The following is a 13,073-nucleotide window of genomic DNA, read 5'->3' as shown; positions in this document are numbered from 1 at the left end:
GATGATGAAACTGAGATAGAGGAAACTGTCGCAACGACCCTTGAGCCATCAACGGTGCGCGCTACCTTGAAGTGCGACTCCTATTAGAAACCAATGGGTTATCTAATCAGGAGATCGTGCCATGGGAGCCGCTTACACGCAACTGAGTCTGAAAGAACGCCGGAAAATCGAGGATTGGTGGCACGCGAAGGTCCCTGTCCGAGAGATGGCGCGGGTTCTGAAACGCCACAAGTCGACCAATCACCGAGAGATCAAGCGTAACTTTTGGGCCGATGATGCCTTTCCGAAGAAATATGCCGGGTATTTCGGCCATGCAGCCCAGTTGCAGACCCAGAAACGCAGGTCCGTGCAGAGAAAGCTGATCCGGCATCCGGATCTGTGCAAGGCCGTGGTGGACCGGATCAAGCTCGGATGGACGCCCGAGCAGATCGGTAACCGCATGATCTTCGAGCGCGCAAGGAAGCGGGTCTGCCAAGAGACGATCTATCGCTACATCTACTCGAAGGAAGGCATCGCGCAGGAGCTGTGGTGGTACCTGCCAGAACATCGTAAGGCCCGCAGGCCGCGCCGTGCCAGAAAGCGTCAGGCCCCGAAGTTCGACCGCGACGTCAGCATTCTGTTCCGTCCCGACGACGTTGCTCATCGCCGTCAGTTCGGGCACTGGGAAGGTGACTTGATGTTGTTCAAACAGGACCTTGGCCAGACCAATGTCACTTCCCTTGTCGAGCGCGTCAGCCGGTTCACCGTTCTTCTGAAGAACCCCAACAAGCGCACAAAGCCAGTCATGGGCAAGATCATGAAGGCGGTGCAAGACTTGCCCCATCTGGCCCGGAAATCGATCACCTTCGACCGCGGCACCGAGTTCGTCAGCTGGCCACATCTGCAGGCCGAGATAGGGACGCAAACCTGGTTCTGTGACCCTTCCTCGCCATGGCAAAAAGGCACGGTGGAAAACACCAACCGGCGCGTCCGCCGGTGGCTGCCCCGAAAGCGCGACATAAGCAAAATGACCGACCACGAACTGAAGAAGCTCTGCGACCAGCTCAACAATACGCCCCGGAAATGCCTCGGCTGGAAAACCCCGGCCGAGGTCTTCCGAGAGAAAATGATGGAGGAGATCGGACGGCGCCCCTACCCTCGCAGGCAATAGGAGTCGCGGTTCAAGTATCGCTCACAGGTCCAGACTATGCGCGTCAGTCACGAGACGATTTACGCTTTTGTTTACGGTCCGGACGGCCAGTCCGAAGAACTCGCGCGGCACCTTCCCACGCGGCGGAAAAAGCGCCAGCCGCGTCACGCCCGCAGGCCGCGAGGTCTTGTTTTCCCGCCAGAAAGGTCAATCCACGAACGCCCGGACTATGTGAAGACTCGCGAGACGTTCGGGGATTGGGAAGGTGATCTGATGATCTTCGAGCGCTCCCAGGGCAACGCGAACATCGCCTCGCTGGTCGAGCGCAAGACCCGCTTCGTCGTCCTGTTCCGCAACAACGACCAGAGCACCACGCATCTGATGAACCGGCTCATGGCGGTGATGGACACCCTGCCCCAACCAGCACGCCAGTCGATCACGTTCGACCGGGGGATCGAGTTCCGCAGCTGGCGCAAGCTCAAGCCCGGGATCGGCACCGAGGTCTGGTTCTGTGATCCTCAGGCACCCTGGCAGAAAGGGTCGGTCGAAAACCTGAACAAGCGGGCCCGGCGTTACCTACCACGGGACACGCCCGTGGCGGCGCTCTCAAATCGCAATATGAAGGCGATTTGCGACCGCCTGAACGGAACCCCGAGGAAGTGCTTGGGATGGAGAACCCCGATGGAAGCCTTCAGGGACGAAATGATGAAGCTGAGATAGCGGAGCTGTCGCAACGGAGTTGTCACGTTAACCGAAGGGGTGGCGGTCAGTGCCATTGATGCGGGCTTCAGGCGATGCTGGCGGCTGTTTTCCACGCGCGGAGAGCTTCCATCCGGTGGTAGCGAATGGTCAGGGCGGCGCGTCAGCGAGGTGGAACGGAGAAACAATTGCGGGTGACAGAATGGATGGACACGAAGAGTTGCAGGCCGCCGGGTGAGCGATGACCCTGCATCACGCGCTCTCGCTTTCGAAACGGCAAATGGCTGTTCTCGGCGCGATTGTTCAGCCCCTTGTGCGACCAATGATCCAGCCCGGGCACGAGCTCGCGCTTGGCCGCGCCATATGAGCGGAGCTTGTCCGTGATGATCCGCTTGGGAACAGATCCCGCGCGTTTCATCAACTTGCGCAAAAGCCGTTTGGCGGCCCGTTTGTCCCGCCGGGACTGGAGGATCTCGTCCAGAACGGCGCCATGTTGATCAACGGCGCGCCAGAGCCAGAACGTTTTGCCGGAAATCTTCACCACGACTTCGTCAAGGTGCCAGATGTCGCCGGGGCGGCTCTGGTGCCGCCGCAGGTTCCTCGCGATCTGCGGCCCGAATTTGACCGTCCAGCGCCGAACGGTTTCATAGGACACGTCGATGCCACGTGCGAGCAGCATCTCCTCGACCTCCCGCAAGCTCAGATTGAACCGGACATACAGCCAGACCGCGTGGGCGATGATCGAGGACGGGAACCGGTGCCGCTTGTAGCTGATGGAAGGTGTCTGCATCCCTGTGATCTACGTTTCGATCAGAGAGCTGGCAATCGCCGACCGCTTAACGTAACAACTCCGCATATCGTGCTGTACGAAGGCTGGACAGACGAGCTTGAAAAATGGCTGATCGAAGGTGCAGTCGATGTGGTCATCGCGTATGACCTAGGATTTGATCAGGCAGAAGATGTCCTTCCGATTTGCCGGTTGCCGCCTCACGCAGTCATCGGCAACGACAATCCCCTGGCAGAACAGGCCTATGTCACTTTGGAGGAGTTGTCGGAGCAACCCTATATTTTGCTTGAACCGCAACGGGTCGCGAACTTTCATATGGCAATGTTCGATATTTTTGCAAAGAGGCCGAGGATCGTGCTCCGATCGCGGTCTTCAGAGACCGTCCGGTCTGCCGTGGCCTCTGGCTTAGGTTGTTCAATTTTGCATATGAAGCCCTTTGGAGACCGCAAGACCGACCGGCATCCGTTCAAGCGGATCCCGATAATCGACGATCTGCCTTTCGCTACAGTGGTAATTGCGGACATGTATGGCGCGGATAAACCGAAGTATTTGTTTTCGTTGATTAATACTGTTAGGCAGATATTCTTGGACGCCGGGCCAGCTGAGTTTTCGGTTACGGTACCTGAGAGGATGGGCGAGGTTCTGAATGTCGCTCCCAGATAAATCGCGTCCCGCTTTGGCAAAGGTCATGCCGTGACATTCTCCATCGACGATCTGCGTGCCTTTCTGGAGATTGCCAAAACCCGCAGCTTCACACAGGCAGCTGACAAACTGTTTGTGACATCCCCCGCGATCACCCGACGTATCAAGAAGATGGAAGACCTGATCGGCGAGACACTTTTCGAACGGTCAACTCACAAGGTGAAGCTCAGCCCCGCGGGTGAGGAACTTTTCCCTCGGGCTGAACAGTTGATACGGGAATTCGAAGCACTCGAAAGCCTTGCCATGGGTATGTCCCAGAACAGAGCGACGACAGTCCGATTTGCAAGCGTCACCAGCGTGGCAGGGTCGGTTCTTCCCATGATGTTGTCCGAGTTTCAGGAGAGGTTCCCCTCCTGCCGGTTCGACCTTCACGACGGTCACGGGACCATCGTGCACAGGCTCGTCGAAGAGCAGGTGGTGGAATTCGGAATCGGCACAAGGCCCGACCCTGGTTCCGATCTGAACTTCCGGCAATTGATCAATGACCCCATCGTCGCCGCCGTCCCTCGTTCGGACGAACTGTTCGCCGAGCAGTCGCTCGACTGGACCGACGTGGCCCAGCACAACTTCATGATCCTCAAAGGCGAATCTTCGTTTTTCGGTCATGTCGAGCTTGAGCTTCGGCATGCCGCAAAACCAATGCCGCCCGGCATCAGAGTACGCGATGTCTCGACCCTTTTGGGCTTCGTCGAACAGGGCGTTTCACCGATTATCGTCACCGGTCTGATCGCGAGCCGCTGCCAGAGCCATGCGGTCAAAGCGATCAAGCTCACGGACCCTGATCTGTACAATGTACTTGGCATAGTAACCTACCCAAACAGGCAGCTCAGTAAGGCTGCTGCCGACCTTGTCGCACATATCAGCGAAACTCTTCCCCGGCTGCATGCCAGGATTCTCGAAACAATCCAATGAGGGAAAAACTTGAGGACTTGGTCAGATTTTCTGATAACAAATTAAATATTAATAAGTTCCAATAAATTTCCTCTTTGTTATGTTCCGAGTGCTGACGTTTTTCGGCATGACACTGCACCGCGCCGGAGGAGGCGCAAGGGAGGAAAAAATGAAACTATTCGCTTCAGCGGCGCTGGCCGCACTCATTTCCGCCGCGTCGGTCTCCGCACAGGAGCACACAATTGATGTGTCACTCGACACAGGCCCGACGCATCTTCGCAATGTGCTGGCCCATAACATTGCAAAAAAGATCGAAGAGGCCTCGGGCGGAAGGCTCAAGTTCAATTTCTTCGAAGGAGGATCGCAGTACAACGACCGTGATGTGACAACGGCCTTGGCGCAGGGTGCCATCGACATGGCGCTGCCGGGCCACTGGAATCTCGCTAGGATTGTACCGAACTATAACGTGCTTGGCCTTCCGATGTTCTACGGTCTGCCGCGTGAAGAGCAGTACAAGGCCACTGATGGTGAAACCGGAACCGCGCTGGCGAAAGAAACCGAAGAAAAACTCGGCGTCGTCGTTCTGGGCAACTGGATGGACCTCGGCTTTGGCGCGATGTTCTTTACCGAAACCGCGGTCGAGGTGCCCGAGGACATCAAGGGGCTCAAGATGCGGTCGCCCGGCGGCGCCGTGGCCGTCGCCCGGTTCGAGAAATTCGGCGCGACAGGCGTCTCGATCCCCTTCCCCGATGTGCCGCAGGCGCTGCAAAAGGGCACCATAGACGGCCTGATGACCACCTTTGAATCGGTGCGTTCGGCCAAGCTGTGGGACAGCGGGTTGAAACACTCCTATTCCGATTATCACGCCTTTTATCAATACGTTCCCCTGGTCAGCGCCAAGGCCTGGAACGACCTGCCCGCCGATCTCCAAGAGATCATGCGCACCACCTGGAACGAAGGCGTGGCCGAAGCCCGCGAGGCCGCAGCCGAAGCTCAGGCCAAGGCGGCAGAAGAGGCGGCTAGCCACGGGATGACGAACATCTCGGCGGCCGAAGCCGACCTCGATGCGCTGCGTGCCGATCTCATGGCCGATCAGGACCGTCTGGCCGAAGAACTGCGGGTTGATCCCGCAATCGTCGCAACGGCGCAGAAAGACCTCGCCGAGTGAACGCGCGCCGCAGCTCCGAAAGGGGGCTGCGGACACCGATGTACTCTGGCTGATGGAAGCGACCGATGAACCGAATAGTGAAAGCGCTGAGCCGCTTTGAAACCCTTGTCATGGGCTGTGTCGCAGGCGTGGCGATCCTTCTGGTCGTCTACGAGGTGCTGGCCCGCTACCTGGTGCCGTCGATGCTGACGGACTGGGGCGGCGAGGTGATCATCTACCTCATTGTCAGCGCCGTGCTGATCGGCGGCGGGTCCCTTGTCACCCAGGGGCGTCATGTCCGCGCCGATCTGTTCATCCGCATGGTGCCCGATACGGTGCGCCGGACCGCCGACGTGGCCTCGCTGATCGCGGGTCTGGTCTATTGCGGCATCGTCGCGCGCTATGGCATCGACATGGTCGCCTTTGCCCGCATGATCGACATCCGCTCGGACAGCTCGCTGCAGTTTCCGCAATGGATCTTCTATATCGTCGTGCCGCTGGCCTTTGCCTCGATGGCGCTGCGCTATGCGCTGCTGCTGTGGCAGGTCATCTTTCGCGGCGCCGATCCCTATCCTTCGGAGGCCGGGCATCAGCAATCCGCCGGGTTCCCCGCCGTGCAGGAGGGTCTCTGATGTCCCCGATCGCCGCCCTTTCCGGGTTTCTCGCCCTTCTGGTCGCGGGCTTTCCCGTCTTCCTCGTTCTCGGGATCGTCTCGCTGGTGCTCTTTGCCGCCGAAGGCCGTCCGATGGTCGCCCTGCCGCAACTCTTTATCGACCACCTGAAATCCGACACGCTGGTCTCGGTGCCCTTCTTCGTGATCGCCGCGACCTTCATGCAGCGGGGCGGCATCGCCAAGGCGCTGGTCGATTTCACCTATAGCTGGATCGGCGGCGTGCGCGGCGGCATTGCCTTGGTCTGCGTGCTGGCCACGATGGTCTTTTCGGCGATCTCCGGCTCGTCGGTCGCCACCGCTATGGCCATGGGGACGCTGCTGGTCCCGGCCATGCGCGACACCGGCTATGACGAAAAGTTCGCGCTCGGGGTCGTGGCATCTTCGGGGACGCTCGGCATCCTGATCCCGCCCTCGCTGGCGATGATCCTCTTTGCCGTGGTCGCCGGAGAAAGCGTGCCGCAGCTGTTTCTTGCGGGGGTGATCCCCGGCATGCTGCAGGTTGGCATCTTTGCGGCCTGGATCATCTATGTCTCGCGTCGTCGCGGTTATGCCGCCGGATCATCAATGAGCCGAGCCGAATTCTGGGCCGTCAACCGCCGCGCCCTGCCCGCGATGCTGCTTCCGCTGATCATCCTCGGCGGGATCTACAGCGGCCTGGTCACGGTCAACGAAGCCGCCGGCATGGCCGCCTTTGTCTCGATCGTCGTCTCGGTCGTCTTCTACAAGGGCTGCACCCTGTCCGAGCTTCCCCGCATACTGGCCGATGCGATCCAGGCCACAGCGGTGATCTTCTTTATCACCATCGGGGCGCTCGCCTTCGGGCACTGGATCACCTCGGAAGGTTTCGCGCGGCAGATGGTCGACTACGTGACCGAGAACGAGCTTTCGGCCTGGCACTTCCTGCTGCTGATCAACCTGGTGATGTTCATGCTGGGGATGTTCCTCGAAACCATCGCGGTGATCCTGATCGTGGTGCCGCTGGTGCTGCCGCTGCTTGCGCCGCTCGGGATCGACCCGGTGCATTTCGCGGTGATCATCGTGATCAACATGGAGATCGCGCTGCTGACGCCACCGGTCGGACTGAACCTTTTCATCATGGCCTCGACCACCGGCGCGCCGGTCGACCGGGTGGCGCGCGGGGTCCTGCCGTTCATCGCCCTGCTGCTGGTGCTTCTCGCCATGGTCACCTTCATCCCGAAGCTCTCGCTGTTCCTGCCGGAGATGTTCTATGGACGCTGACACACCCCCCCTGCCGCTGACCCGGTCGGTCGCCGACTGGATCGGCCGGGCCGACAGCCTGCCGGTCGGACCATCGGCCCTGACCTGGGCACGGCACTGCCTGCTGGACTGGACCGCCGTCACCATCGCGGCGCGCAGCGAACCGCTGGTTGCCGCGACCCTCGCCACCGCACGCGAAGACGCCACCGGCGCGGCCTCGGTGGTCGGGCATCACGACCGCATCAGCCCGGCCTGGGCGGTTCTGGTCAACGGTGCGGCGGGTCATGCGCTGGATTACGACGATGTCAATTCCGCCATGGTCGGCCATCCGACCGTCGCTGTGCTGCCCGCCCTGCTGACCCGCGCCGAGACCCGCGATCTGCCGGTCGGGCCGGTGCTCGACGCGCTGGTGCGCGGCTACGAGGTCGCGGCGCGGCTCGGCGCGATGATCGGCGCCGATCACTATGCGCAGGGGTTTCACAACACGGCCACCATCGGCACCTTTGGCAGTGCGGCGGCGCTTGCCGCGCTCGACCGGTTCACGGCGGATCAGACCGCCCATGCGCTCGGCTTTGCGGCGGCGCGGGCGGCAGGGCTCAAATCGATGTTCGGCACGATGACCAAGCCGGTGCAGGTAGGCGCGGCGGCACAGGCTGGATACCTTGCCACGCGGCTGGTCGCCAACGGGCTGAGCGCCAATCCAGACGCCATCGAGACCGCGCAGGGCTTTCTGCAGGCCCATGGCCGGAACCCCGCCGCGCCGGTCTTTGATCCCGCGCCGCAGGGTGTCTTCGCGGTGGAACAGACGCTCTTTAAACGCCACGCCGCCTGCTACCTGACCCATGCCGCCATCGAATGCATCCAGGTGCTGGTCGCCGATCACGGCGCGGACGGCATCGATCGCCTGACCCTGCATGTGCCCAATGCCATTCTGGGATCGTGCAATATCGACGACCCCGCCACGGATCTCGAATGCAAGTTCAGCCTGCGCCACGTCGCCGGCATGGTCCTGTCCCGGACCGATACCGCCGATCTCGGCGCCTATGACGTGGACCATGCCCGGACCGAAGCGATGCAGGCGCTGCGCAACCGCGTCCGCGTGATCGGAGAGGATGTTCCCGCCTCGGCGCTGATGTGGTCTCAGGTCTCGGCGCAGCTGACCGACGGGCGCACGGCCGAGGTCGAATTCGACACCGGCGTCCCGGAAACGGACACCGATGCGCAGTGGCAGGCGCTCTGCGACAAGGCCGGCCGCATCATCGACCCGGTCCTCGGACCGGGGCGCGCCCGACGCATCATCACCCTCATCGAGCAAGACGCCCCGGTGAAACAGCTGTTGGAGGCAACAAGATGACGGACACCATCGTCACCGATCTCAAATCGCGCGCCCGGACGTGGCACCGCGGACACTATTACGAGGACTTTGCGCTGGATCAGACCTTTGTCCATCACTGGGGCCGGACGCTGACCGAGGCGGACAATACCGTCTTCACCACGCTGACCCTGCACTACAACCCGATCTACACCAACGCCGATTTCGCCCGCGCCCAGGGTCATGCCGGGGCAGTGGTCTGCCCGCTTCTGGTGTTCAACACGATCTTCGGCCTCTCGGTCGAGGATCTGTCGGAAATCGGCGGCCCCTTTCTGGGTGTCGACAAGATGACCCACCACCGGCCGGTGATCGTGGGGGAAACCGTCTATGCCCGGTCCCGCGTGATCGACCGGCGGGAACCGAAAAGCCGCCCGGACTACGGCATCGTCACCTGGGCGACCACCGGGCTGGATGAAACCGGCGCGCCGGTGATCGACTTTGAGCGCGCCAATCTCGTGAGGAAGAGACCATGACCGAACCGCTGACCCCCAACCAGGGCTACCTCACCGAAGAACGCCTGATGATCCGCGACCTCGCACGGGACTTTACCCGGAACGAGGTGCTGCCCGCCGCCAACCGGCTCGATCCCGAACACGGCACCATCCCGCCCGAGCTGATCACCAAGATGGCCGATCTGGGCCTCTTCGGCATCACCGTCCCCGAGGACGAAGGCGGTCAGGGCCTCGGTGCCTTTGAATACTGCCTCGTCGCCGAAGAGCTGGCGCGCGGCTGGATGTCGGTCGCCTCGCTCATCGCGCGTGGCAACGGCACGTTCTACAAGGAGGGGCTGCGCAAGGATCATCCGCGACGCCAGGAACTTCTGTCGCGCAGCGCCTCGGGCGACATGCTGGTGGCCTATGCCCTGTCCGAGCCGAACACCGGGTCCGACCTGTCCTCGATTGCCTGCCGTGCGGTCAAGGACGGTGAGGACTGGCTGATCTCGGGTCAGAAATACTGGTGCACCTTCGCCGATGGCGCCGATGCCATCCTGGTTTTTGCCCGCACCTCGCCACCGCCCGCCGCCGACAAGCGGCACCTGGGCATCTCGGCTTTTCTGGTCGAGAAACCGCGCGGCGAACTTCCCGCGAACTGCAGCGGCGCGCCGATCCCCAAGATCGGCTATTTCGGCTGGAACACGTTTGAGCTGTCGTTCGATGGCTGCCGCGTTCCGGCCAGGGCAATGATCGGCGACGAGGGCAAGGCGTTCTACATGATGGCCGCCGGGCTGGAAACCGCCCGCGCCCATACCGCCGCGCGCTCCATCGGGCTGGCGCAGGGCGCGCTGGACGATGCCATTGCCTATGCCAGGGACCGCCGCCAATTCGCCGTGCCGATCGCGGAATTCCAGGCGATCCGCTTCAAGATCGCCACCATGGCCACCAAGATCGAGGCCGCGCGCCAGCTGCTCTATCATGTCTGCACCCAGATCGACCTGGGCAGGCGTTGCGATACCGAATCCTCGATGGTGAAATATTTCGCCTCCGAGATCGCCGAAGAGGTGACATCGGAATCGCTGCAGATCCATGGCGGCGCGGGCTATACGAAACTCTTTGCCGTGGAACGCCACTGGCGCGACGCGCGGCTGACCAAGATCTTCGAGGGCACCTCGGAAATCCAGCAGCGGATCATTTCGGACAACCTGCTGGGCCGCTCCGAGATCGACAAGCAGATCGCCCGCAACGCCTATTCCAAGACCTACGGGTGATGCCATGTTTATGACCCCCTCTGACCTGACCTCGCGCGATACCTATTTCGAGGATTTCGAACCCGGCGAGGTGATCCGCCACGCCCGCGGCAAGACCATGACCGAGATGGACAACGTGCTGCTGACCAATCTGGTGATGAATACCGCCCACGCCCATTTCAACGAGGACTTCATGAAGGACGCCTTCAAGGGCGTCGCGGGGTTCGATACCCGCGTTGTCTATGGCGGGTTGAACTTTTCGCTGGTGGTCGGGCTGGCCGCGCAGGACACCGGCGAGCAGGTGATCGCCGAACTGGGCATGGATGCCATCCGGCTTCGCACCCCGGTGCATCATGGCGATACGCTCTATGCCTTTACCGAGGTGCTGGAAAAACGCGATGCCGACAGGGCGGACGCCGGGATCATCCGGTTCAAGCACTATGGCATCAACCAGCAGGACAAGCTGGTCTGCGAACTGGAACGGACCGTGCTGATCCGCCGCCGGGTGGCGGCATGAGCGACACGGCCCCCGCCGGACCGCTGGACGGCATCACCGTTCTGGACCTCACCGCGATGCTGGCCGGTCCCTTTGCCACCATGGTGCTGGGCGATCTCGGAGCCCGCATCATCAAGGTCGAATCCGCCGAGGGCGACATGGTCCGCCCCTCGGCCCGCCTGCCCGGCAATGACGATCCCAAGGGGTTCGGCGGCTATTTCCAGTCGATCAACCGCAACAAGGAATCCATCGTCATCGATCTCAAGTCGGCCGGGGGCAAAGAGATCGTCCGCCGTCTCGCCGCCCGGTCCGACATCGTGGTCGAGAATTTCCGCGCCGGGGTGATGGACCGTCTTGGCCTGTCCTACGAGGACCTCAGCGCGCTCAGACCCGGTCTGGTCTATGGCTGCATCCGCGGCTTTGGCGACGCGCGGACCGGCCGCAGCCCCTATGCCGACTGGCCCGCCTTTGACGTGGTCGCCCAGGCCATGGGCGGCATCATGGGGATCACCGGTCTGGCAGGGGGTGAGCCGACCAAGATCGGCGCCGGGATCGGCGACACCGTGCCCTCGCTCTTTTTGGCCACCGGGGTGCTGGCCGCGCTGCACCGGGCCCGCGCCACCGGCGAAAGCCAGTTCGTCGACGTGGGTATGTACGACTCGGTCCTCGCCGTCTGCGAACGCATCGTCTACCAGAGTTCGTATTTCGACGAGAACCCCGGCCCCGAGGGATCGAGCCACCCGCTGCTCTGCCCCTTCGGCCTGTTCCCCACCACCGACGGCCATGTCGCCATCGGCTGCCCGCGCGATCACTTCTGGGCGATCCTGGCCGAAGAGATGGGCCAGCCCGCCCTTGCCACCGATCCCAGGTTCCGCACCAACGAAGATCGGGTGAAACACCGCGCCCAGACCGAGGCGCTGGTCCGCGACTGGACCGCGCGGCTGTCCAAGCAGCAGATTATGGAGCGTCTCGGCGGGCGCATCCCCCTCGGACCGGTGAACCGCGCGGGCGACATCGTCACCGATCCCCATGTCGCCGCGCGCAACATGCTGGCCACCGTCGAACAGCCCGGTCCCGGCGGCCGCGAGGTGCAGATCGTGAACACGCCGATCCACCTGCTCGAAACCCCCGGCGGCGTGCGCAACCGCGGCCCGCTGCTGGGCGAACATACCGACCGGGTCCTGGCCGAAATCGGCTTCGGACAGGACGAGATTGCCCAACTCCACGCCTCTGGCGTGGTCTCCTAGGAGAAAACAATGAAGTACTATACCCGCCCCAAGCGCTTGCGGCGCTGCCAGATGTCTGTGCCAGGAAGCTCTGAAAAGATGATGCGCAAAGCCGCTGGGATGGACCTTGACTACGTCTTTCTCGATCTTGAGGACGCCGTGGCTCCGAACCGTAAGAAAGAGGCGCGCGGCATGGTGGTCGAGGCGCTGAACACCCTCGATTTCGGCCGCACCATTCGCTGCGTGCGCATCAACGACACCGGCACGCCCTATTGCTACGGCGACATCATTGAGGTGGTCACCGGCGCGCGGGAGAATGTCGATGTGATCATGCTGACCAAGCCCTTCACCCCCGCCGATCTGCTCTTTGTGGACAAGCTGCTCAGCCAGCTCGAGGCGGATCTGGGCCTAACTAAGAAGATCGGGCTGGAATGCCTGATCGAAGAGGTCGAGGCTATGGTCGCCGTGAACGAGATCGCCGCCTGTACGCCACGGCTCGAGGCTCTGATCTTTGGTATCGGTGACTATTCGGCCAGCCAGGGCGTCCCCTTTGCCGAGATCGAGGGTAAGGGTGATTACCCCGCAGACATTTGGCACTACCAACGACACCGGCTGATCATGGCCTGCCGCGCCAATGGCATCGACGCAGTGGACGGACCCTTCCCGGATTTCTCCGACGCCGATCAGTTCCGCATCGAATGCCAGCGCGCGCAGATGCTGGGTGCGGTTGGAAAATGGGCGATACACCCCAGCCAGGTCGCCATCGCACAGGAAGTTTTCTCGCCTGCACAGGACGATGTGGATCGGGCGCGTGAAATTAAGGCGCTTTATGACGAAGCGCTGGAGAAAGGCCTGGGCGCGGTCACCTACGAGGGCAAGATGATCGATATCGCCGTAGTGCGTCTGCTGCAGAACACCCTCGATAGAGCGGATCTGATCGGTATGTAGATTTTACAATTGGAGCGGGCAGCCAGTGTCGGGCTATTGCTCAATGACAATGTCTAGGGTCAGGATTCATAACCAGTAGATGACGGTTGCCGCAAGAGCGA

At 61.8% G+C, this 13,073-nt stretch carries 12 protein-coding genes and 2 pseudogenes; 13 read left to right on the top strand and 1 reads right to left on the bottom strand.

Annotation, left to right across the window (positions count from 1 at the left end):
* The first annotated feature begins 121 nt into the window (after positions 1 to 121).
* A complete protein-coding gene (locus ATO9_RS23040; RefSeq protein WP_043755135.1) occupies positions 122 to 1,150 on the top strand; it encodes an IS30 family transposase in 1,029 nt (342 codons plus the stop codon).
* 30 nt (positions 1,151 to 1,180) lie between these two features.
* Positions 1,181 to 1,849: pseudogene (locus ATO9_RS23035) on the top strand (IS30 family transposase); the annotation flags it as partial.
* 145 nt (positions 1,850 to 1,994) lie between these two features.
* On the opposite strand, the pseudogene ATO9_RS23030 reads toward ATO9_RS23035, so the two are convergent.
* Positions 1,995 to 2,618 (bottom strand): annotated as a pseudogene (locus ATO9_RS23030) (IS6 family transposase); the annotation flags it as partial.
* A 69-nt stretch (positions 2,619 to 2,687) separates the two neighbouring features.
* Here ATO9_RS23030 and ATO9_RS23780 point away from each other — a divergent pair.
* The 11 genes from ATO9_RS23780 to ATO9_RS22975 all read left to right on the top strand — a co-directional run bounded on the left by ATO9_RS23780 (position 2,688) and on the right by ATO9_RS22975 (position 12,972).
* A complete protein-coding gene (locus ATO9_RS23780; RefSeq protein WP_052418560.1) occupies positions 2,688 to 3,278 on the top strand; it encodes a LysR substrate-binding domain-containing protein in 591 nt (196 codons plus the stop codon).
* A 30-nt stretch (positions 3,279 to 3,308) separates the two neighbouring features.
* Entirely contained in the window at positions 3,309 to 4,229 is a 921-nt protein-coding gene (locus ATO9_RS23020) for a LysR family transcriptional regulator (RefSeq protein ID WP_043755133.1), read from the top strand.
* A 148-nt stretch (positions 4,230 to 4,377) separates the two neighbouring features.
* The gene (gene dctP, locus ATO9_RS23015; protein WP_052418559.1) at positions 4,378 to 5,376 is read left to right on the top strand and encodes a TRAP transporter substrate-binding protein DctP; all 999 of its coding nucleotides are present in this window, start codon (positions 4,378 to 4,380) and stop codon (positions 5,374 to 5,376) included.
* A 65-nt stretch (positions 5,377 to 5,441) separates the two neighbouring features.
* The gene (locus ATO9_RS23010) at positions 5,442 to 5,987 is read left to right on the top strand and encodes a TRAP transporter small permease (protein ID WP_081979733.1); all 546 of its coding nucleotides are present in this window, start codon (positions 5,442 to 5,444) and stop codon (positions 5,985 to 5,987) included.
* Positions 5,987 to 7,267: a TRAP transporter large permease gene (locus ATO9_RS23005; RefSeq protein ID WP_052418558.1), complete on the top strand. Its 1,281-nt coding sequence runs from the start codon at positions 5,987 to 5,989 to the stop codon at positions 7,265 to 7,267. Before ATO9_RS23010 ends, ATO9_RS23005 begins: the two co-directional genes overlap by 1 nt.
* Positions 7,257 to 8,600, top strand: coding sequence for an MmgE/PrpD family protein (locus ATO9_RS23000; RefSeq protein WP_052418557.1), 1,344 nt, complete (start codon positions 7,257 to 7,259; stop codon positions 8,598 to 8,600). Before ATO9_RS23005 ends, ATO9_RS23000 begins: the two co-directional genes overlap by 11 nt.
* Positions 8,597 to 9,091 (top strand): MaoC family dehydratase, encoded by a 495-nt coding sequence (locus ATO9_RS22995; protein ID WP_043755128.1) that lies wholly within the window; start codon positions 8,597 to 8,599, stop codon positions 9,089 to 9,091. The genes ATO9_RS23000 and ATO9_RS22995 overlap by 4 nt, the downstream gene beginning before the upstream one ends.
* Positions 9,088 to 10,323 (top strand): acyl-CoA dehydrogenase family protein, encoded by a 1,236-nt coding sequence (locus tag ATO9_RS22990; protein WP_043755124.1) that lies wholly within the window; start codon positions 9,088 to 9,090, stop codon positions 10,321 to 10,323. The genes ATO9_RS22995 and ATO9_RS22990 overlap by 4 nt, the downstream gene beginning before the upstream one ends.
* A 4-nt stretch (positions 10,324 to 10,327) precedes the next feature.
* Positions 10,328 to 10,819: a MaoC family dehydratase gene (locus tag ATO9_RS22985; protein WP_202902181.1), complete on the top strand. Its 492-nt coding sequence runs from the start codon at positions 10,328 to 10,330 to the stop codon at positions 10,817 to 10,819.
* Positions 10,816 to 12,045 (top strand): CaiB/BaiF CoA transferase family protein, encoded by a 1,230-nt coding sequence (locus ATO9_RS22980; RefSeq protein WP_043755120.1) that lies wholly within the window; start codon positions 10,816 to 10,818, stop codon positions 12,043 to 12,045. The genes ATO9_RS22985 and ATO9_RS22980 overlap by 4 nt, the downstream gene beginning before the upstream one ends.
* Positions 12,046 to 12,054: 9 nt before the next feature.
* A complete protein-coding gene (locus ATO9_RS22975) occupies positions 12,055 to 12,972 on the top strand; it encodes an HpcH/HpaI aldolase/citrate lyase family protein (RefSeq protein ID WP_043755117.1) in 918 nt (305 codons plus the stop codon).
* The last annotated feature ends 101 nt before the right edge of the window (positions 12,973 to 13,073 follow it).

Origin of the sequence: Pseudooceanicola atlanticus, from assembly GCF_000768315.1 — a bacterium.
In the GTDB taxonomy this organism is placed as follows: domain Bacteria; phylum Pseudomonadota; class Alphaproteobacteria; order Rhodobacterales; family Rhodobacteraceae; genus Pseudooceanicola; species Pseudooceanicola atlanticus.
Note: the sequence above shows the minus strand (reverse complement) of the source record. Positions and strands in the feature narration are given on the sequence as shown.

Coding starts and splice junctions, on each gene's coding strand:
- ATO9_RS23040 (WP_043755135.1), top strand. CDS start 122: ATGGGAGCCGCTTACACGCAACTGAGTCTGAAAGAACGCCGGAAAATC.
- dctP (WP_052418559.1), top strand. CDS start 4,378: ATGAAACTATTCGCTTCAGCGGCGCTGGCCGCACTCATTTCCGCCGCG.
- ATO9_RS23010 (WP_081979733.1), top strand. CDS start 5,442: ATGAACCGAATAGTGAAAGCGCTGAGCCGCTTTGAAACCCTTGTCATG.
- ATO9_RS23005 (WP_052418558.1), top strand. CDS start 5,987: ATGTCCCCGATCGCCGCCCTTTCCGGGTTTCTCGCCCTTCTGGTCGCG.
- ATO9_RS23000 (WP_052418557.1), top strand. CDS start 7,257: ATGGACGCTGACACACCCCCCCTGCCGCTGACCCGGTCGGTCGCCGAC.
- ATO9_RS22995 (WP_043755128.1), top strand. CDS start 8,597: ATGACGGACACCATCGTCACCGATCTCAAATCGCGCGCCCGGACGTGG.
- ATO9_RS22990 (WP_043755124.1), top strand. CDS start 9,088: ATGACCGAACCGCTGACCCCCAACCAGGGCTACCTCACCGAAGAACGC.
- ATO9_RS22985 (WP_202902181.1), top strand. CDS start 10,328: ATGTTTATGACCCCCTCTGACCTGACCTCGCGCGATACCTATTTCGAG.
- ATO9_RS22980 (WP_043755120.1), top strand. CDS start 10,816: ATGAGCGACACGGCCCCCGCCGGACCGCTGGACGGCATCACCGTTCTG.
- ATO9_RS22975 (WP_043755117.1), top strand. CDS start 12,055: ATGAAGTACTATACCCGCCCCAAGCGCTTGCGGCGCTGCCAGATGTCT.